The sequence below is a fragment of the Polyangium sp. 15x6 genome (assembly GCF_029960785.1).
Taxonomy (GTDB): domain Bacteria; phylum Myxococcota_A; class Polyangia; order Polyangiales; family Polyangiaceae; genus Polyangium.
The window spans coordinates 60,371-79,607 of the sequence record NZ_JASBQE010000042.1; the positions used below are offsets into that span (position 1 = coordinate 60,371).

Genomic DNA, 19,237 nt, shown 5'->3' on the forward strand with positions numbered 1-19,237 from the left:
AGAAGTCCCGGTAGCCGGCGCCCTTCAGCGACGCCCGTTCGAGCAGCCATACCCTGGGCAGCGAGTAGAACATGCGCACGGGGAGTGCGTCAAGCGACCTCTTCACCCATTGCGCCTGCGGATTGGTCATGTAATCGGCATGAATCCATGAACGACGATCAGGGCAGCAGGTAGCACACCTTGTCGACTCCGATGAGAGGATCACCGAAGGTATCGTTGTTGCAAGCAGCGCCGTCGGTCAACCATCGATAGACGAACGTGGGATATCTGCCGTAAGCCACCCTTCGCGTCCCCCGGAAACCGCAATATCTGTACTCGTTCGCGCACCACGTCCACGCCGGGAAGGCATCGAGCGGATCGGCCGGGCTGCGGGCATACGTCGTCTCCGCGCGGGTCACCGCGTGCGCGGAGGCGGCCGATGATTCCAGCGAATCCGAGGGCGGCCCGGCAACGCCGCCGTTCAGCATGGATAGGGAGGCGAATCCGAGGACGATCCCAATGCTCGCTCCGTACATGACGACCTCCTGCTTGTCTTTGGCTCCCAGCGCTCGCGCCGCGAGATCGCGATAACCGCGATTCGTTGCTCACGGCGGAGCGGATGATCGACGTCGATGAGCAAGGGGCGTACCGTCCGCGTTGCGCGCCGTCCGCACACCCGCCAAGCCGATCTCCACGTGGAATCCGAAAAGCTTCGCGTGAGCCGCGTCTTCAGGCGCTCGGGATGGCGCGACGTTCGGGGGTGCCGATGGCCGTACCGGTGCACGACTTCTTTTCGCAATGCCGTGGCGGCGCCATCGCGTGCGCCGTGCCAAACGAAGCCCGCGCGGGTCGCCGAGCGCTTCATCGATCATCCAGACGCTCACCATCCTCCGCCATCGCGGCCGCCGCACCTGGCAAGGCCCATGGCCCCTCTGGCGCTCGCCTCCGCGCGGGTCGCCGGGGAGCTCTCCCGGCCGACAAACCGCGCGGAGACGCGTCGCGAAGGTGATCTACCCCGCTCCCGCTCTCACGTCCGCTTCCTGCCCGTCCACCACTTCCTACCTCTCCGGCGTCCGCTTCCGGTACACTCGCGCCCATGGTGGCCCCCTCCCCGCAGCCCGCCGTCGAGGCCGCGATTTGGCTCGCTTTCGCTCCCGGCGGCGGCCACTTCACCGCCGTCGCGATCGGCCCCCACCACCTCCTCACCGTCGCGCGCGTCTGCGAGAACGCGCCTTACGTAAAACTCCTCCGCGCCAGCGAGCAGGTCCGCACCGCCGAGGTCGTGCAGATCCTGCCGCCCGAAGAAGGCGACCTCGCCATCCTCCGTTGCGCCGAGGAGCTGCCGCACGTCCTGCGGCTCATGCCGCCCGACGAGTTCAAGGACTTCGACCTCGACACCCCGGTCACCCTCGTCGGCTTCCGCGACAGCGTCGAGAACGCCCTCGCCAAGCGCGCCGTCGTCCTGCACTGGAGCAACGTCTCGCTCATCGCCGGCGAGCCCGAAGAGCCGCCGCCTCGCAAGTCCCAGCCCGACATCCTCCCGCCCCTCCCGCGCCTCCTCCAGGTCGTCCACGAGAACGAGGCCGGCGGGCCCATCCTCGACAGCCGCCAGCGCCTCATCGGCATCGCGGGCCGCCACGAGGCCGAGGGCGGCACCGAGGGCGTCGTCACCACCGTCGACCGCTTCTACGAGCGCAACCGCAAGTGGAAGATCCTCATCGGCCCGCCGACCGCCACGCGCGTCGCGAAGGCGCCGACCATGGCGCAGTCGTTCGTCCTCATGCACCTCGTCGCGGCCCAGCACGAGGAGCACGAAGGAACGAACCCCGGAACCCTCGTCGAGCATTACCGCGCCGCCCTCCGCCTCGACGCCTCCTCCGGCGCCGCGCACCTCGGCCTCGCTCACGCCAAGAGCGTCGCCGGCGAGATCGACGAGGACGTCTTCCGCAGCATCGGCCGCGCCTGCGAGCTCCTCCCGCCCTCCGAGTGGTCGCCCGAGTGCGCCGACGCGCGCCTCGCGAACCTCCTGCGCTCCTCGAAGCACCTGCACGGCGTCGTCACCGCCCTCCGCGCCGACCTCAAGAAAGGCCGTCCCCTCGCCGAGTGGGCCGCCCTCGGTCGCGCCGTCGCCGACCACGTCCACGCCCCGCCGCCCGACTCCGAGGACCCGAACCGCCCGCGCCCGCCCGAAAAAGCCGCCGGTCGCCTCCTCCTCTGGGCCGGCCAGCCTCGCAGCGTCATCGCCATCCCCTCGCGCGAACAGCCGGACATCTTGCGCGCCGCCGCCTTCCTCCTCGTCAACCACGCCGAGCAGGCCCTCTTCTGGCTCGACGATCCTCAGGAGGACGGGGAGGTCGAGTCGAGCCGCATGGAGACGACCCAGCAGCTCGTCCTCGCGCTCCGCTGGATCGCTCGCTGCCGCGAAGGCACGTACGACGGGCTCCTCTCGCGCGAGGTCGCCGAGAAGCATGGCGCCATCCTCGGCAAGCTCATGCCCGGCGGCGACGTCTTCTCCTGGCACGCCCACGCCGTCGCCAAGGCGTACCACGGCGAGATCGAGAGCGGCCTCGAGGACCTCGACCGCGCCATGCGCCTCCTCTCGCCGATGGCCCTGCCGGGCCGCTGGTCGCGCGAGTTCCCCGGCCTCCTGCCCACGCCCGCGCAGCTCGCCGCCGTCTTCGGCCGCGTCGTGCTCGATCAAGGCAAGCCCGAGCTCGCCCGCAAGGCGCTCGAAAAGCTGCCGATGCCGGGCTCGGACGACGCCCACGGCGCCGAGCTCATCAGCATCGAGAAGAAGCTCCGCGCCCTCGCCGGCGTCAGCGCCGACGTCGAGGTCTCACCCGACCGCGCCCTCCTCAAGGCCAGCCGCCAGGATCCACGCGCGGTGCGCCTCGCCCGCGTGCTCGCGTTCTTCGCCGAGGCGGACCTGCCGCGCGAGCGCCTCGGCGATCTCGGCGAGGCGCTGCCCATCCTGCTCAAGCTCGGCTTCTTGCGCGAGGAGGCCGACGTCGTCTCCTACGAGCCCGCGTTCCGGGCGCGCGTGCGCGACCTCCTCTCGCCCGATCAGCGCACGGCGGCCCTGCACGAGGCGCTCGACCTCCTGCTCATGGCCTACCTCGACGCGAGCGCGCGCGAGCGCACCGAGCTCTGGCCGCACGTCCAGGAGACCACGAAGACCGCCGTCGAGCACCAGGTCGAGTTCGTCCCCGCGGCCGAGCTCCTCGCCCGTGTGGGCAACCAGCGCGCGCGCGAACTGTCGTATGCCGAGGCGCGCGAGCTGCTCGAGAAAGCCCACGATCTCGGAAGCCGCGGCTCGGCGCCGGCCGATCTATGCGCCGAGATCGACATGGATCTCGGCTGGGTCGAGGTCCTCTCGGGCACGACGCCGCACTCGCAGGAGCGGCTCGAGCGGGCATTGAACTTCTACAACGAAATGGCCATGACCTCGACCGGTGCGACCCCGCACCGTCGAATGGCGCGTATCCATTACAGCCTCGCGCGACTCGCCGTCACCAAGAGCGATCGCGACGCCGCATACATGAACGCGTGCCGCGCGCTGGAAGAGGCCGATCGCGGCTTCGAGCCGGGCACGCGCAAGGCCGCGCAGCTCTACACGAGCCTGGCCCACCTCTTCCTCGACCTCGGCGATCACCTGCGCGCGCGCAAAGCCACGGCGCGTATCGCGCCGCGTGAGCGCGAGACCCGGACCGATCTCGCGTTCGATTCCTGATTCGTTCACGCCCGGAACGCTTGTGGCGCGGTGGCATCCGCGTTTACCATCCGTTCCGCAATGAATTTCGAGGCGCTCGTCGAGAACATCAGCTGGGCGAGCGTCTCTGGCGAGACGATGCTGGACCGTCACGGCCGTGACGTCGCCGTCGTCGTTGCCAAGGTCGCCTACAAGGTGAGCCGCGAGGGCGCGCCGAGGCTCGCGCTCGCGCCGGTGCGTCGCGTGGACGAGGGGGACGGCGGCGGGGGCGTGCGTTTTCCCGCGGATCTCGTGGCCGACGAGAAACCCGGCACCGACGTCGGCCTCGTGGGCCTCGCGTATCCGCCGCCGCGCTCGGCCGGGACCAAGGGGCGCGTCTATGCGTGGCTCCAGGTCGGCACGCTGCGCAAGGTCGTCGTGGTGCACGGGCCGCGCGTGTACGTGAAGAACTGGCGCGGCGCCGTCGCGCCCTCGGATCCCGCGCCGTTCGTCGAGCCCGTGCCGCTCCGCTTCGACAAGTGCCAGGGCGGCCTCGACCCCATCACCGGCGCGTTCGAGCCTGCGAACCCGATCGGGATGGGTTTTTCCAGCCAGCCCACCCGCCTCCTCGGCGAGCCCGCGCCGCCCCTCGAGCCGGCTTCGATCGAGGAAGGCGGCGCCCCGTCACACGCCTCGTATGGCGCCTTCGCGCCGATCCCGGCGCACTGGGAGCCGCGGCGCTCGCGCATCGGCACGCACGACGCGGCGTGGTCGAAGAGCCGCGCGCCCGTGCGGCCGCGCGATTTCGATCCGATGCACCACGCCTGGTCGGTCCCGGGTTTGCACAGCGCAGCGCCGCTCCTCGGGGACGAACCGGTCGAGGTGGGCGGCGTCTTGCCGGACGGCGTCTGGCGCTTCCGTTTGCCCCGGTACGCCGTGCAGTTCGGCAGCCAGATCGACGGCAAGAAGGTCGCGTACGAGACGCACCTCGACGGGTTTCTGATCGATACCGAGACCCGCGCCGTGGAGCTCACGTGGCGGGCGTCGATCGTGCTGCCGCGAAAATGGGAGCGGCTCGAGCGGATTTACGTGCTCGGGGTGGGCACGCTCCCGGAGGACGTGATCCGCGACCCGAGCCGGAGCGTAGGGGCGGGACGGGCCGCGGATCCGGCGCGCGCGAGGAGTGTGTAGGCCATGAGCAAGAAAGCGTTGCGGATCGAAGTCTTCTTGAGCATCGGCGACGCCTCCTGGCCGGCGCTCCGGCTGCGCGTCGAGGAGGGCATGAGCGAGCTCGGCGGGGCCTGGGTCGAGGTCGCGGTGGGCTCGGATCTCGACGTCGAGGGGCTGCTCGAAGAGCCGGCGACGGTCGAGATCTACTGGGACGGGCAGGAGAAGCGGCGGTTCTCCATGCAGCTCGCGCGGGGCCGCTTCCTCGACGAGAAGGACGGCCACCTGCACTACGAGCTCGAGCTCCGGCCCTCGCTCTGGTTCCTCGGCCTCGACAAGAACACGCGCAAGTGGCGCGACCAGCCCGCCGAGCCGATCGTCTCGAAGGTCCTCGACGAGGGCTCGGTGAAGCACGCATGGCGCACGACGCGGCAATCGGCGTCGCAGCCGTACTGCGTGCAGTATCGCGAGACGAACCTCGCATTCGTCTCACGGATGCTGGAGTTCGAGGGTTTTTATTACACGTTCGATCCCGACGGCACGATGGTCCTCGGCGACGCGTCCTCGGCCTCGCCCGAGGTCGAGGGCGGCGCGGAGTTCGAGCTCATCGATTCGGCGGGCGCGCTCTCGCACGGCGACTTCGGCGTCACCTCGTTCGAGCGCGGCGCGGTCGTGGGATCCGGCAAGGCCACGGTCAACGATCACAACTGGAAGACGCCGGCCTTGTCGCTCCTCGCCTCGGCCACGGGCGCGAAGGACACGCACCTCGAGGTGTACGATTACCCCGTCGGGTATCGTGATCCGGCGGCCGGCGAGGTGCTGGCCAAGCTCCGCGTCGAGGCGCTCTGCGCGGAGAAGCGCTTCGTGGAGGGCACGAGCACGGTCTTCTCGTTCGCGCCGGCGCGCATCTTCTCGTTCACGCACGAGGAGGGCGCGAGCTTCAGCGGCCGCTACCTGCTCGTGCACGTGGAGCACGAGTATCGGGAGGAGGCGGGCGTCGCGCACTACGAGAACCGGTTCCGCGCGATCCCCGCGGACGTCCCGTTCCGCCCGGCGGTCCGCACGGAGCGGCCCGAGATCCAGGGCAACCACACCGTGATGGTGCGTGGCCCCGCGGGCGAGGAGATCCACACGGACGCGTACGGACGCGCGAAGGTGCAGTTCCACTGGGATCGCGAGGCCAAGGGCACGGACGAGGATTCGCGCTGGATCCGCATGACGCAGGAGATCTCGACCTCGATCGCGCTCGCGCGTGTCGGCTGGGAGATCAGCGTCGCCTACATCGACGGCGACCCGACACGCCCCATCGGCCTCGCGCGGCAGATCAACGGGCAGATGGTCCCGATGTACAACCAGCCCTCGTTCCGCAACCGGATGACGATCCGCACGGAGACGTACCCGGGCAAGGCCGGGTTCAACGAGCTGCGCATGGAGGACTCGTCCGGCTCGATGCACATGGACTGGCACGCCCAGAAGGACTGGAAGAACGTCATCCGCCACGATCGCAACGAGACGATCGGCAACAACCTCACGGTCTACATCGAGACCGAGTCGAGCCGTACCGTCGAGAAAAACCAGACGATCGACATCGGCGCCGATCAGACGCGCACCATCGGCGGCGACGTCGTGGGCAAGGTGGAGCTCGACCGGAACCACTCGATCGGAGGCAACGAGACCATCACCGTCACCTCGGGCGGCGATCTCTCGGTGACGGGCAACAACGTGGAGAACGTGGGCGGCTCGCGCATCACGCGGGCAGGCAACGACGAGAACGGCGCGATCGATCGAGCCGTGCAGCTCTCGTTCACGCGCATCGTGGGCGGCGCGCACATCGCCATGGCGGGCGCCTCGATCGCCCACGAAGGCGGCGAGCTGCTCGTCGAGGCGGCGAGCGGCTCGAAGCTCACGATCGCCACGGAGCAGGGCATCAAGCAGGCCGTCACCGGGCGCCTCGGCACGTTCGTGAGCGGGTTCGTCCTGCGCAAATCGCTGAACGACATGAGCGTGTCGGCCAAGAAGACCACGGTCGACGTCGGCGCCTCCGCGACCTTCCGCTCCGCCGAGCGCATGGAGCTCCGGAGCCGTCACATCGAGCTCGTCTCGTCGGCCGCGATCACGCTCCGCGCCGGCGCGCTCTCCATCGAGATGACCCCGAGCAGCGTGACGATCAACGGGCCGGTGAAGCAGGAGAGCGGCACGAAGATCACCGTGCGGGGCAACCCCGAGAAGCTCACGCCGTAAGGAGATCGGGCCATGGAACTAGCATTCGCCGAGCTCGTCGTTTCGGGGATCGAGGTGCGCCGCGTGCTCACGGCGCGCGGAGAGGAGGCGCTCTCGACGTTGTTCCGGTACGACGTCGAGGCCGAGATCGAGCTGCCGCTGCCCGACGTCGACGTCGTGATCGGCGCCGAGGCGATCCTCACGCTGCGGGATCAGGCGCACAAGGAGCGCGTGGTCACGGGCGTCGTGGCCGAGGCGAGCGCGCGGGCGTTCGACAACGAGCGCGGGCGCATCGCCGTCGTCCTCCGGCCCATGATGTGGCGGCAATCGCTCGGGCGTGATTGTTATGCACTGCAGGACGTCGACGTGCAGAAGATCGTCGACGACGTCCTCGCCGACTACACGGGCAAGTACCGCTGGGCTCTCACGCGGAGCTACCCCGAATATCCGTACCGCGCGCAGTACCGCGAGGACGACTGGACCTACGTGAGCCGCGTCCTCGAAGAGGAGGGCATCCACTACTGGTTCGATCACGAAGCCGCGTCGATCGCCGTGTTCGCGGACGACTCGACCACCGCGCCCGACATGCCCGGCGGCGCGCTCCTTCCGTGGGTGCGCGAGAGCGCGCTCCAGCCGAAGCAGGACGCCGTGACGGAGCTCGGCTCGATGAGCGCCGCATCGACGGGGCGGTTCGCGGCAAAGTCGTTCGATCACAAACGACCGCTCGTGCCGATCCAGGCGAAGGCGGGCGCGGGCAAGCACGAGATCTACGACGCGCCGGGCGGCGGGACCGGGATGGAGGCCATCCTCGAAGCGCGCGTTTCCGATCAGCGCGATGCAAACGTCGCGGCGCGCGCGGGCGTGGCGGGGCTCTCGACGAGCGTTCGTCCCTTCCCGGGCGTCGTGCTCGAGGTCGACGGGCATCCGCTCGCCAAGATGAACGCGCGTTACCTCATCACGCGCGTCGCGGTCCAGGGCGACGAGCACCACCCGTGCTCGACGCGGTTCGAGGCGATCCGCCTCGAGACCCCGTTCCGGCCGCTCAGGCTCACGCCGGAGGCGAAGCAGGCGGGGCTCCAGCTCGGTCAGATCATCGGGCCCGAGGGGCAGGAGGTGCATCCGGACGAACTCGCGCGCGTGCGGACGATCCTGCACTGGGATCGGCTCGGGCCGCGCAACGAGAAGGGCGGCACGTGGATGCGCGTCGCCCAGCGCGCCGCGCCCGGATCGATGCTGTTTCCGCGCATGGGCTGGAACATCGCGACCTTCAACGAGGAGGGCGGCGTCGACGCGCCGAGCGTCATCTGGCGTATCCACGACGGCGAGCGCCTGCCCGAGTACAAGCTGCCGATGAACATGACGCGTGTCGTGTGGAAGACGGCCACGGTGCCGGCGAACGGCACGGCGAACGAGATCCATTTCGAGGACAGGTCGGGGCAGGAGGACATGTTCATCAACGCCTCGCGCGACATGAACATGCGCATCCTCGACGCGAAGTGGGAGACCACGCAAAACGACTCGACGCGCACCGTGGGCGTGAACCACGACCTCACGATCAACGACTCGCTCGACGAGCGTGTGGTCCTCGATCAGCGCATCACGATCGGCGGCAACGAGACGCTGAAGGCCGAGGGCATCCGGGTGTACACGGTGACGGGCAACCACACCGAGAGCGTCGGCGGCTCGCGCAACATCAAGGTCGGCGGCTCGCACCGGACGACCGTGAACGGCGACCGCACGCTCAACGTGGGTGGCTCGCTCATCGAGATCACGCCGAACAACATCCTCACGCGGGCGAAGGACGCGCTCGAGGTCGTGGGCGGCAGCGTCATCAAGATCGCGGGCGAGGACATCTCCGAGGCCGCACGCAAGGACTCGGTGCAGATCATCGGGGGCTCGAAGATCGAGGTGGCGAAGAAGGATCGCGCGCTCGACGTCGACACCGAGTGGAAGGAGACCGTGGGCGGCTCGATCGTCTGCGTCTCGAACGAGAAGTACCTCGACAACGCCGACACCACGTCGACGTGGACCGTCCGAGCTTCGGTCCTCGGGAGCGCGCCGGTCGTGCACATCGAGGCCGTCGAGTCGATCCGCCTCATGTGCGGCGACAGCGTGCTCACGTTGACGACCGAGTCGATCACCCTGACCGGCGCGGCCCTCGATCTCTCGGGCGCGCACCTCGACGCCGACAGCAGGCGCATCGAGCACAACTGAAGGAGGACGCCGTGGCTACCGAGGATCCGGTCCTTTATTTCATCGAGCTCGGCGGGACCACCTACCGGGTGACGACGGTCTCGGGCGAAGAGGCGCTCTCCCGGACGTACCGCTTCGAGATCACGCTGCACGTCGATCCCACGGACGCGCTCGATCCGGACGCGCTCGTCTTCTCCGAGGCCGCGCTCGTCCTCGCCCGCGAGGGGAACATCCGGCGCATCCAGGGCGTCGTGACCCGGATCAAGCGCGCCGCGACCCGCAAGGGCAACGCGGGCACCGGCAGGGTCACGCTCCTCCTCGAGCCACGTCTCGCCACGGCCCGGCATCGCGTGGACATCCGCATCTTCCGCGACAAATCCGCGCCGGAGATCGTGGCCGAGGTGATCGGCGCGCACGGCGTCACGGTCGACCCGCGCCTCGTCGGCTCGTACGTCAAGCGCCCGTACTGCGTGCAGATGCGCGAGTCGGACCTCGATTTCGCGGCGCGCCTGCTCGAGGACGAGGGGATCTTCTACATCGTCGACGACGAGGGCCGCATGGTGCTCGGCGATTTCACGAGCGCCTATCGCGACGGCCCGGGCGCGCTCGCGTTCCACCATGACACGGGCCTGCACGGCCAACGCGACGCGGTCTACGAGGTCGGCTGGGCGGGCCGCGCGACGGCGGGCAAGGTCTCGCTTCGTGATTTCAATCCAGAGCGCCCTCGCCTCGACATGGACGTCTCCGCGAAGGGCCCGACGTCGTGGGGGCCCGAATGGTACGATTATCCTGGCGAATACGAGTTGCCCGCGCAGGGCCAGGCCAAGGCGAACCTGCGCGCCCAGGCGCTCACCTGCCTCAAGAAACGTCTGGCGGGACGAACCACGGCGCCGGCCACGATCACGGGCGGGCTCTTCACGCTGGTCGACGCGCCCTCGGGCGTGGAGGACGGCGAGTACGTGGTGACGAAGATCGAGCACGCCTGGGATCGAGCCGCGAGCGCGTTCTCGCTCGCGTTCGAGGCGCTACCTGGAAGCACCGTGTACAGGCCGCCGGTCGAGACGTACGTCCCGACCTTGCCGAACCCGCTCACGGGCTTCGTCACGGGCCCTGCGGGCGCGGACATCTACACGGATCCGTGGGGCCGCGTGAAGGTGCATTTCCCCTGGGATCGGCTGCAGCCGAAGGACGACACCTGCTCGCACTGGATCCCCGTTTTGCAGGACAACACCGGCCGCTCCTCGGCGATGCCGCGCATCGGTTGGGAGCTACTCTGCCAGTTCCTCGAAGGCGATCCCGATCGGCCGGTCGTCCTCGGGCGCGTCTTCAATGCGTCCGATCCTTTCCTCGAGGAGCTGCCGCGCCGCAAGATGCGCACCTCGCTCCAGTCGCTCAGCTCGCCGCGCGAGCCCGACGGCCGCACGGGCTACAACATGATCCGCTTCGACGACATGGCCGGCGCGGAGGAGATCCACATCCACGCGCAGAAGGATCAGAACATCACGGTCGCGAACAACCAGGACGAGAAGATCGGCGCCGCCGAGGCGCGGCTCGTCAAGGGGAACGAGGCGATCCGCATCGGATCGAACGAGACCATCACGGTCACGAACGACAGCGTCGCGAAGGTCGACGGCAATCAGAACGTGTCGATCGGCGGCAATCGCAGCGCGACCGTGACGGGCAAATACACCGACACCGTGGAGAAGGATCACACGATGACGATCGGCGGCACGCACATGCGTGACGCGCACGAGGACGAGAACCTCGCCGTCGAAAAGAACCTCACGGAGATCATCTCGGGCCTCGTCTTCGAACATACCGGCAAGACGAACTCGGTCACGGGCGGCAAGACCTCGGTGCTCGTCGCGGGCGGGTCGATCATCGAGATCGCCAAGATGGGCAAGAGCGAGGGCACGGAGGTCGCGCGCGACGAAACCGTGAGCGGGCTCGTGTTCAGCAAGGCCGACGAGAAGCACGGCGCGCGCATCGAGGAGCTGCGCGAGACCAAGGTGACGGGCAGTTACGTGGTCACGTCGCTGAAAGAGCTGCTCCTCGCGGGGCTCGAAAAGCTCCGCGTGGAGTCGACGGACACGACCCTCCTCGGAGACGAGATCACGCTCAAGGTCGGCGACACCGAGATCCACCTGAAAAACGGCCGGATCGACCTCAAGGCGCCGAAAGAGATCAAGGTCGACACGCAGCAGGCGAACAACCTCGGCTCGACGACGTCGTCGCAGAACTAGGCGGGGACCATGGCCCACCCGAACTACGTTTATCGGATCCTCCACCGACCGGGCTCCCGCGCCCGCGCGCTGCTCAACGGAATCCCGCTCTACGATCGGGTCGTCATGCAGAACGTCGCGCCGTCGCAGCCCGTCACGCATTGGCTCGTGCAGGGCGAGAACACGATCACGGTCGAGCTCTCCCCGGCACCGCTCTCGCCGAACACGCCGTCCATGGGCGCGCATTTCGCGATTCTCATCCTGAACGCCGAGGACCTCACGAAGGAGGTCGAGAGCCCGGTCTTCAAGTGGGAATACCCGGCGAGCCTGCAAGGGCTCGGTTTGCCGCTGGATCTGCCGCTCGTGGGCGGCGGGGTCCTCCACATCCCGCACGACGTGCCGGAGGCGGCGTATCGCAGGGCCTCGCCCGAGGTGTTCCCCGAGGAGGGCACGCCCGAGCAACGCGCGGCCGTGCTCGAGCTCTACGACGCATTCGCCTCGCGCGACGCGGCGCGCTTCGAATCCGCGATGCAGCTCAAGGTGAGCGAATTCGAAAGGTTCTACGGCCCGCAGCCGCTCTCGCGGGCGCAGGCCATGCAGCGCTTGCATTCGCCCTGGGTCATGGAGCCGTTCGACGCGCACGATCTGCGCTTCGATCGGTATGCCGACGGCCGCGTGGCGTATGCGCGCCGCGCCTCGGGCAAACCCGCCGTCCGCGCGGTGAACCGGGACGAACCTTATCTCGGCTGGGGCACGAATTTCTACATGACCCGGCTCGACGGCCGCTGGCGCATTTTCTGGTGACCACTTCGGGGCAGAAGGACTGGCGATGGGCGCGACCGTAACGAACGAGGACCTCGGGGTCACCACGAAGACGAGCGATCACACGGCCGCGACCGTGGGGCCGACGGACGTGTGCTTCAATCCGCCGAAGACCGTCGCCGTCCCGCATCCCAATCACGTCACGACGGACAAGGCCGTCGAGCACACGAGCGGAAAGACGCTCTTCCAGAATGGCAACGTCGTGCGCGTCGGCGAGGCGATCACGCCGAGCGATCCGGCGCACGGCGACAGCGGCGGCGGCGTGGCGAGCGGGACGTACCGCGAAGAAGCGCGCGCGACGCGCGGCTCGCCGAACGTGCGCACGGAAGGGAAAGCCCCCGCCCGCACGGACGATCCGACGACGCAGAACCACGCGAACACGACGGGGAAGATCTTCCAGAACGTGCCGCCGGGGCTGCTCGACGACAACCCCGAGGAGTTCTTCAAGCGCTGCTCCTACGAGACGTCGAAGATCAAGTGCGAGCATCAAGAGTTCGTGGAGATGCCGCAGATCGACGTGAAGCGCGGCGACACGATCACGGTCGAGGCGAAACGCAAGAATGCCAAGGTGCCGGACGCGCCGCCCGAGTGCGCCCAGCCGCCGCACATGAAATGGCGCGTCACGCGCTCCGGCGGACAAACCTCCCTCGGCGCGCCGATCGAGCCGAAAGAAGAGGAGTTCACGGGCGACACGCTCACCGTGGCGGATTGGCTCCCCGAGCTCACGATGTTGCCCGACACCGAGGTGACCGTCGACGAGTCGGACACCGCAAAGCGCGCGGCGATCGCCGATAAAAACCGATACGCCCAGCAAAACGCGGCGGCGCGTGGCTCGTCCCGGGTCGAGAACCAGGACGGCCGGGCGGCGTATCAGCAGGTCGCAGCGGACCGCGAGCGCCGGGCGGCCGCGCTCGACGCCGCGCAGAAGCTCGCCGACTTCGCGCAGTTCCTCATCGCGTGGCGCGCCGCGCAGAACCCGATCCGCCTCACGATCACGGGCAGCGCGTGCAGCGGCACCGTGAGCTACGAGGTGCACGGGTATCCCGAGCACGAATACGAGTTCGAGATCCCGCTCGAAGGCCTCGTCCAGGCCGGGCGCTGGCTGAGCCGCGCGATGACCGTCGTTCGCAGCGTCGGTCAGCTCGCCAATGTCCAGGTCGAGAACACGCTCACGTGCCCCAAGGACGACGTCAAGATCACCCTCAAGTTCGAGTGGAAAGAGGGCGAGGACGAAGACGTCTATCGCATGGTCCGCGAGGCGTCGGTCAACGTCACGGGCACCTTGCTCGAATGGAAGTTCGAGGTCTCGGTCCCGCTCACGAACTTCCTCGCGATCATCCCGGTCCTCGGCGGCCTCGCGGCGCGCGCCGTCGGCTGGATCATCCAGCGCACCGGCTCCGAGGCGAGCATCGGCATCGCCGTCGAGGTGACGCTCTCGGCCGAGGCGACCCTCATGTTCAAGTGGACGAAGGCGCGAGGCTGGGAATGGGGGGAGGCGTCGATTCGGCTCCCCATCGATTTCAAGTTCTACCTCTTCGTCCGCATTCAAATCCGGGACTGGATGCACATGGAAGGGCGGGCCATCGTGCAGGCCGATCCCGCGCTCAAGCTCGAAGGCAGCCCCGCAGGTCTCGTGCTCAAGTCCGACAAGTTCGAGATCAAGGTAGGCTTCACCGGCATGATCCACGTCGACGTCTGGTTCTATTCGTTCGAGCAAGAGGGCGAGTGGTTCCCCGAGAGCTGGACGTGCAAGGTCGAAGAAGTCGACCTCTGGACCATCATCGGGAACTGATGCAGCACCCTCGGCCTTTTCGCCGCATCCTCGTCGCCGAGTCGCCCGTGCGGAGGCCCGGCGAGCGTCGGGCCAAACCTTTGCCTTGCCGCGTCGGCGTCCTGCCCTGGGTCGTCGATCGAAACTGGCTCACGATCATCGTCGGGGTCACGTTCCGCTTCGATCCGAGCGCGGCGGCGCGGCCCGTCCCGCTCGAACCCGCGCCGCCGCGCCCCTTTTTTGCAGGCCCGGCCGCGCCGAAGGAGGCGCCCCGCGTCGACGACTTCGTGCCGATGCGCCTGCTCGTCGACCTGACGCTGACGGGCCACGTCGAGGTGCTGCCGATGCCTTCGGGCACGTTCACGAAGGTCGTCCCGAGAAACGCGGCCGTCGGCCTCGGGGAGCGGCGCGTGAGCTTCACGGTTCGCGCGGACGAACCCGGCCGGATTCCCCTCCGCCCGCCGTTCACGCAGCGCTTCCAGGGAGGCACGATCGACCTCGGGCCGCAGCCTTGCCACGACGGATCGACGCACCATTTCCACCACCCCGAGAAGTTCGATCTGAGCGTGTACCAGGCCGCGATCCCCGACCTTCGTTACGAGGTCGACGACGTGACCTCGATCCGGCTCGCGGGGCTCTTTCCGGATCCCGAGGCCGCGCTCGATCTGGAGCTCCCGCGGCTCGTCCCGCGCGCGCTCGTGAACTACTCGCAGGCCCGGGTGCAGCGCGGCGACGTGCGGATGTTCGTCGATGGAATCGCGATCGATCTCGACGGCAGCACCGTGGATGTGACCTTCCGCGGGCTCGTGGAGACGACCGCGAACCCGCACGTGGACGTCGATCGGATCCTGATCGGCTGGGCGCCGCCCGCGCGCTGGCACGAGGATCCGTGGGGCGCCTGGGACGACAATCTCCGCGAGCTGCCGCGCGGCCGGTTTCGCTTCGCCGCGGAGCGCGACGACGTCGTACGGGGCGAGGAGCCACCCAAGCTGAGCGAGGAAGAGCTCTTGATGGCGCGCTACGAGACCTGGGGGCACCCGAACGCCGCGGAGCCGGAGATGCTCCCGCACGAGGCCGCTGCGATCGCGGCCGAGCTCGCCGAGCAACGCTGGCCGCGCGAAGAGGTCCTCCGGCGGCACGGGATCGACGACTACACGTGGGGGATCGAGGAGCGAGCCTGGGCGCAGCGGCTCGCGAGCGTGCGCGAGGAGCCCGATGGCGGGCCGAGCGCCGAGTACGCCCTCGCGTACCGGCGCGCCTCGGACGCGCTCGCGACGGCGCGCGAGGCCGAGATCACGGCCGCGGCGTACGTGGCGATCGCAGCGAAGATGAAGCGGGGTGATCCCACGAAGGTCCTCGCGGATGCAGGGATCGGGATCGCGGGGTTTGGTCGGATCGACCGGCGCTTCCGGGCGAAGGCGCAAGGCGACAAGGCGTTCGCCGCCGAGCTCGCGCGGCTCCGGGCCGACGAAGAGGCGCGGCATGGTGGCCCGCGTGATGGCTCGAAGGTGGAGGAGAAGAGCTTGGAGGGCAGCACGTGAGCAGCACGGGCGCCATCGTGGGCGTGGGCATGGCGACGCCGCTCGGGCTCGACGCGAGGCAATCGTCCCTCGTGCTCCGCGCGCGCAAGCTCTCGCCGGGGCAAACGCCGTTCCGGGACCGACGCGGGTTCGCCCTCGGGGACGTGCGCGCGAAGCGCATCGACGACGCGTGCGTGGGGCGCGCGCGGATGCTCGAGCTCGCAGCGCCCGCGCTCGCCGAGTGCGTGCGGGGGCTCGTGGGCGCGAAAGGTCCCTTTCCGCTGTTCCTCTCGCTGCCGCCGCGCCGCGCCGAGGCGGAGGAGCCGCTCGGCCCCGATTTCTTCGAGGAGCTCGGCAAACGCGCCGGGGTTCCGCTCGCGCCCGAGGCGTGTGAGCCCTTCGTCCTCGGCCACGCGGGTTTTGCCGCGGCGCTCGCGCGGGCCCTCGCGTTCGTGGCGCAGGCGCCCAAGGACGCGGCGCGCGGGACGCGGCCCTGCGCCATCGTGGGCGGCATCGACAGCTACCACGATCCCGTCGTGCTCACGGCGCTCGACAAGGAGCGCAGGGTGCACGGAGAGGGCGTGTGGGACGGGTTCATCCCCTCGGAGGCCGCGGCGTTCGTCGTGGTCGCGCCGGCGGGCTCGGCGCCGGCGCTCGCGCGGGTGCTCTCCGTGGGCACGGGCATGGAACGCGAGGACGACGGCGGTCCGAACCCGCCGATCGGCGAGGCAGCGACCGAGATCGTCCGCGCGGTCGCGGGCGCTCTGCGCGCGCCCGTGCCCTGGGTCTTGCCGGACGTGAACGGGGAGCGGCACCGCGTGAAGGAGTGGACCTTCGTGCGCATCCGGAACCGCGAACGGTTCGACGACGACAAGACGATCGAGACGCGCCTCTGCGACGAGCTCGGCGACGTGGGCGCGGCGAGCGGTGCGGTGCACGCGGCGTACGCATGCATGGCGTTTCGCCTGGGGTTCGCCCCGGCGCCGGAGGTGCTCGTCACGCTCGCGTCCGAGGGCCCCGCGCGCGGCGCCTTCGCCCTGGGGGCGCCATGATGCTGCAAAGTTTGCCCGGAACGACGTCGACGCGCCCGCTGCTCGAAGGCGTGCGGTCCGCGCTCGAGGAGAGCCTGCTCGCGATCGCCGATCGCTCGGACACGGCCGAGCTCGCCGAGGCGCTGCGCGAGGGGATCGCGCTCCTGAGCCGCCTCGTCGCGGACGAGCCGCGCGACGCGGACGCGCTCGATGCCCTGTCGCGCACCTCGGCCGCGCTGAAGGCGGCGCGCGAGCGGATCTCGCTCGACGAGGTGGTGGGAAACCGCATCGAGGCCGCGGCGCGCTGGCTCGCGGACGCGAGTGAGCGGCTGCGCGGACGGCTGCCGGCGCGGGCCTTGGGGGCGGCCGCGGAGGCCACGCAGAGCGAGGAGATCGTCGCGAGCATCGGCGTCCCGCGGGCGCATCCAGTCTTCGTGCCGCCGCCGCGGGTGCTGTCGCGCGAGGAGGCGATGGCCGCGCAGGGGGCGCGCGGGCGGGCCCTGCTCGAAGCGTCGCGGAGCGCGGCGGGGGATTTCGCGCAGATCAGCGCCATCGCGCGCGACTGCTTCGAGGACATCGCGAGCCTCGGCAGCCTGCGCAGGCTCTACGATCACGAGCCCTGGGTCGACGCCGGGCCGTTCGAGCAGCGCCTGCTCGACAACCTCGACGCGCTCGTCGCGCTCGAACGGCCGCTCGATCCAGCCGCGCCCTCGCTCGGGCTCGTGGAGTCGCTCTTCGCGTATGCGATCGAGTGGGTCGTGCCCGATTTCGGCCGGACGTTCGCGCTCGCCTTCACGCTCTCCTGTCTCGCCTCGGAGACGGCGATGCGCTGGGTCGTGCTGGCGCTGCGCCGCTCGCACCCGCGGACGTACCCGGCGTTCGTCGACGCGTTCGCCCTCGGCTCGAACGAGGCGATCGATCGTACCCTGGTCGAGCTCTGCCGCGAGGACGATCCCGCGCTCGTCGAGGTCGCGCTCGCAGCGATGGCGCGGCGCGGGCGCGTGGACATGGCAAGCGCGGTGCTGCTCCTCATGCGGCCCTCGCCGTCGCCGGGCGTGCTCGACAAGGCGATCGATCTCGCCGCGCGTTTGCCCGCGCAGGCGGCCGCGCCGCTCCTCGCGCGTCTGCTCGAGAGCCCGGATCCCGACACCGGCGCGAGCGCCGCCGCAGCCCTCACCACGCTCGGCGACGCCCGCGGCCCGAAGCACCTCCGCGCCGTGCTCCAGCGGCCGCGCACGGAGGACGTGCCGACGTTGCGCGCGCGTCGCATCGCCCTCGAAGCGCTGTGTCTCCTCGGGAGCCCGTTCGATCGGAACCTCCTAGGCACCGAGGCGAGTCTCGATCGCGAGGGTCTGCCCTGGCTCGGCTGGCACGGGCACCCCGATCACGTGCCCGTGCTCATCGAAGGCATCCGCCGCGCAGCCGCAAACGGGGCATTCGACGAGGCAGATCGAATCGGGCGAGCCCTCGAGCGAATCGGCGGCGGCTCGGCGCCGCGCCCAGGAGCACTCGCAGGCGGCGATTTCGAGGAGCGACTCGCGGCATGGCTGCGCGCATTCGAGGAGCGGCGGCCCCTCGACAACCCCCGCATGCGGTTCGGCCAGCCATGGACGCCATCCACGATCCTCACCGAGCTCTCCGCACGCGGAACACGCCATGGCGAACGGCCGCTCCTCGCACGCGAGCTCGCACTCGTAACCCGCAGGGCAGTGCACCTCGACGTCGCAGGCTGGATCGTCGTGCAAGAGCGCGCACTCGCGGCAGCCCGCGATGCATTGCCCCGGCAAGCGTGAGCGTCGCGCCGGGGTTTCACCCCGGACCCCGACCAGGGGTTGTCCACCCCTGGACCCGGACCAGCGCAAGCGCTGGACCCGGGGTCGATGAACTGCGCGATGCGCAGTTCATCGACCAGGTCGAGGCAAGACTGGAAACGACGCTGCCAACCAAGACCGTCGCGACCGGCAACGCTACGACGGGTCTTGCCACCGGCCTGCTGGAAAAACTGCGCGGAGCGCAGTTTTTCCACCTGAGGTCCAGGGCTTGCCCTGGTTCGGGTCGAGGGGCGAATAGCCCCCGCGGGGCCCGGGGCAGCGCCCCGGCGCAACGGCTGCCCGATGGGCTAGTTCAAGCGCAGCATGCGCCCGACGATCTTGTGCACGCCTTCTGCGCGGGACAGGATTCGCTCGGCGTATGTCTCGACTTCGCCGATCGCGCGTAGCACGACGGCTGCGGTTTGGGCTGAGAGCGAGAGCTCCTCGCCGGCGTCGAGTGCGATTCGCTTTGCCTTGATCGTGTAGGTCTCGGCTGCGTCCACGCCGGGCGTGGGCTGCGTGCGCAGTGCGCCGATCACGATGAGCGTGCCGTCTGCGCCTTCCTCGACGAGCACGCGCTCGCGTCGCGCGCGGGCGCCTTCGATCACCGTGGGGTGGACGGATGGATCGAGCTTCGCGGGTGCGGTCGTGGGGCCGATCCCCAGCACGACGCCGTCCTCGCGGACTGCGTGCACCTCGGCCGTGAACAGCGCTGGACGCCGGGCCGGCCCTGGCACGGGCTGGAGCCGCGGCCCCTGTTTCGCCGACGCTGCTTCGATCCCGCGCACGTTGGTTGCACGCTTCATGGCTCCT

The 19,237-nt window shown here is 69.5% G+C and carries 12 protein-coding genes; 10 read left to right on the top strand and 2 right to left on the bottom strand.

Annotation, left to right across the window (positions count from 1 at the left end):
* Positions 1-158 precede the first annotated feature (158 nt).
* The gene (locus QHF83_RS27935) at positions 159-515 is read right to left on the bottom strand and encodes a hypothetical protein (protein WP_282421006.1); all 357 of its coding nucleotides are present in this window, start codon (positions 513-515) and stop codon (positions 159-161) included.
* A 560-nt stretch (positions 516-1,075) separates the two neighbouring features.
* Between QHF83_RS27935 and QHF83_RS27940 the strand changes: the two genes are divergently transcribed.
* From QHF83_RS27940 to QHF83_RS27985, 10 genes are read left to right on the top strand one after another with little or no spacing between them, the layout of a single operon-like run.
* Positions 1,076-3,709 (top strand): hypothetical protein, encoded by a 2,634-nt coding sequence (locus tag QHF83_RS27940; protein ID WP_282421007.1) that lies wholly within the window; start codon positions 1,076-1,078, stop codon positions 3,707-3,709.
* 60 nt (positions 3,710-3,769) lie between these two features.
* Positions 3,770-4,858 carry a DUF2169 domain-containing protein gene (locus tag QHF83_RS27945; RefSeq protein ID WP_282421008.1) on the top strand — a complete coding sequence of 363 codons (1,089 nt, stop codon included), beginning with the start codon at positions 3,770-3,772 and terminating at the stop codon, positions 4,856-4,858.
* 3 nt (positions 4,859-4,861) lie between these two features.
* Positions 4,862-7,075, top strand: a complete 2,214-nt coding sequence (tssI, locus tag QHF83_RS27950; protein WP_282421009.1) for a type VI secretion system tip protein TssI/VgrG — start codon at positions 4,862-4,864, stop codon at positions 7,073-7,075.
* A gap of 12 nt (positions 7,076-7,087) precedes the next feature.
* A complete protein-coding gene (gene tssI / locus QHF83_RS27955; protein WP_282421010.1) occupies positions 7,088-9,268 on the top strand; it encodes a type VI secretion system tip protein TssI/VgrG in 2,181 nt (726 codons plus the stop codon).
* Positions 9,269-9,279: 11 nt separating this feature from the next.
* Positions 9,280-11,490 (top strand): type VI secretion system tip protein TssI/VgrG, encoded by a 2,211-nt coding sequence (gene tssI, locus QHF83_RS27960; protein WP_282421011.1) that lies wholly within the window; start codon positions 9,280-9,282, stop codon positions 11,488-11,490.
* Between the two features lie 9 nt (positions 11,491-11,499).
* Positions 11,500-12,273 carry a hypothetical protein gene (locus QHF83_RS27965; protein WP_282421012.1) on the top strand — a complete coding sequence of 258 codons (774 nt, stop codon included), beginning with the start codon at positions 11,500-11,502 and terminating at the stop codon, positions 12,271-12,273.
* A gap of 25 nt (positions 12,274-12,298) precedes the next feature.
* On the top strand, positions 12,299-14,083 hold the full coding sequence (locus QHF83_RS27970) for a PAAR-like domain-containing protein (protein WP_282421013.1): 1,785 nt from the start codon (positions 12,299-12,301) through the stop codon (positions 14,081-14,083).
* Entirely contained in the window at positions 14,083-15,603 is a 1,521-nt protein-coding gene (locus tag QHF83_RS27975; protein WP_282421014.1) for a hypothetical protein, read from the top strand. The genes QHF83_RS27970 and QHF83_RS27975 overlap by 1 nt, the downstream gene beginning before the upstream one ends.
* Positions 15,600-16,634, top strand: coding sequence for a hypothetical protein (locus QHF83_RS27980; RefSeq protein ID WP_282421015.1), 1,035 nt, complete (start codon positions 15,600-15,602; stop codon positions 16,632-16,634). The genes QHF83_RS27975 and QHF83_RS27980 overlap by 4 nt, the downstream gene beginning before the upstream one ends.
* Positions 16,631-18,406 carry a HEAT repeat domain-containing protein gene (locus QHF83_RS27985; protein WP_282421016.1) on the top strand — a complete coding sequence of 592 codons (1,776 nt, stop codon included), beginning with the start codon at positions 16,631-16,633 and terminating at the stop codon, positions 18,404-18,406. Before QHF83_RS27980 ends, QHF83_RS27985 begins: the two co-directional genes overlap by 4 nt.
* Before the next feature lie 326 nt (positions 18,407-18,732).
* Here QHF83_RS27985 and QHF83_RS27990 read toward each other — a convergent pair whose 3' ends face one another.
* The gene (locus tag QHF83_RS27990; RefSeq protein ID WP_282421017.1) at positions 18,733-19,230 is read right to left on the bottom strand and encodes a hypothetical protein; all 498 of its coding nucleotides are present in this window, start codon (positions 19,228-19,230) and stop codon (positions 18,733-18,735) included.
* Positions 19,231-19,237 lie beyond the last annotated feature (7 nt).

Excerpts from the sequence above, each read along its gene's own strand:
- QHF83_RS27935 (WP_282421006.1), bottom strand. The coding sequence starts at position 515 with ATGTACGGAGCGAGCATTGGGATCGTCCTCGGATTCGCCTCCCTATCC.
- QHF83_RS27940 (WP_282421007.1), top strand. The coding sequence starts at position 1,076 with ATGGTGGCCCCCTCCCCGCAGCCCGCCGTCGAGGCCGCGATTTGGCTC.
- QHF83_RS27945 (WP_282421008.1), top strand. The coding sequence starts at position 3,770 with ATGAATTTCGAGGCGCTCGTCGAGAACATCAGCTGGGCGAGCGTCTCT.
- tssI (WP_282421009.1), top strand. The coding sequence starts at position 4,862 with ATGAGCAAGAAAGCGTTGCGGATCGAAGTCTTCTTGAGCATCGGCGAC.
- tssI (WP_282421010.1), top strand. The coding sequence starts at position 7,088 with ATGGAACTAGCATTCGCCGAGCTCGTCGTTTCGGGGATCGAGGTGCGC.
- QHF83_RS27965 (WP_282421012.1), top strand. The coding sequence starts at position 11,500 with ATGGCCCACCCGAACTACGTTTATCGGATCCTCCACCGACCGGGCTCC.
- QHF83_RS27970 (WP_282421013.1), top strand. The coding sequence starts at position 12,299 with ATGGGCGCGACCGTAACGAACGAGGACCTCGGGGTCACCACGAAGACG.
- QHF83_RS27975 (WP_282421014.1), top strand. The coding sequence starts at position 14,083 with ATGCAGCACCCTCGGCCTTTTCGCCGCATCCTCGTCGCCGAGTCGCCC.
- QHF83_RS27985 (WP_282421016.1), top strand. The coding sequence starts at position 16,631 with ATGATGCTGCAAAGTTTGCCCGGAACGACGTCGACGCGCCCGCTGCTC.
- QHF83_RS27990 (WP_282421017.1), bottom strand. The coding sequence starts at position 19,230 with ATGAAGCGTGCAACCAACGTGCGCGGGATCGAAGCAGCGTCGGCGAAA.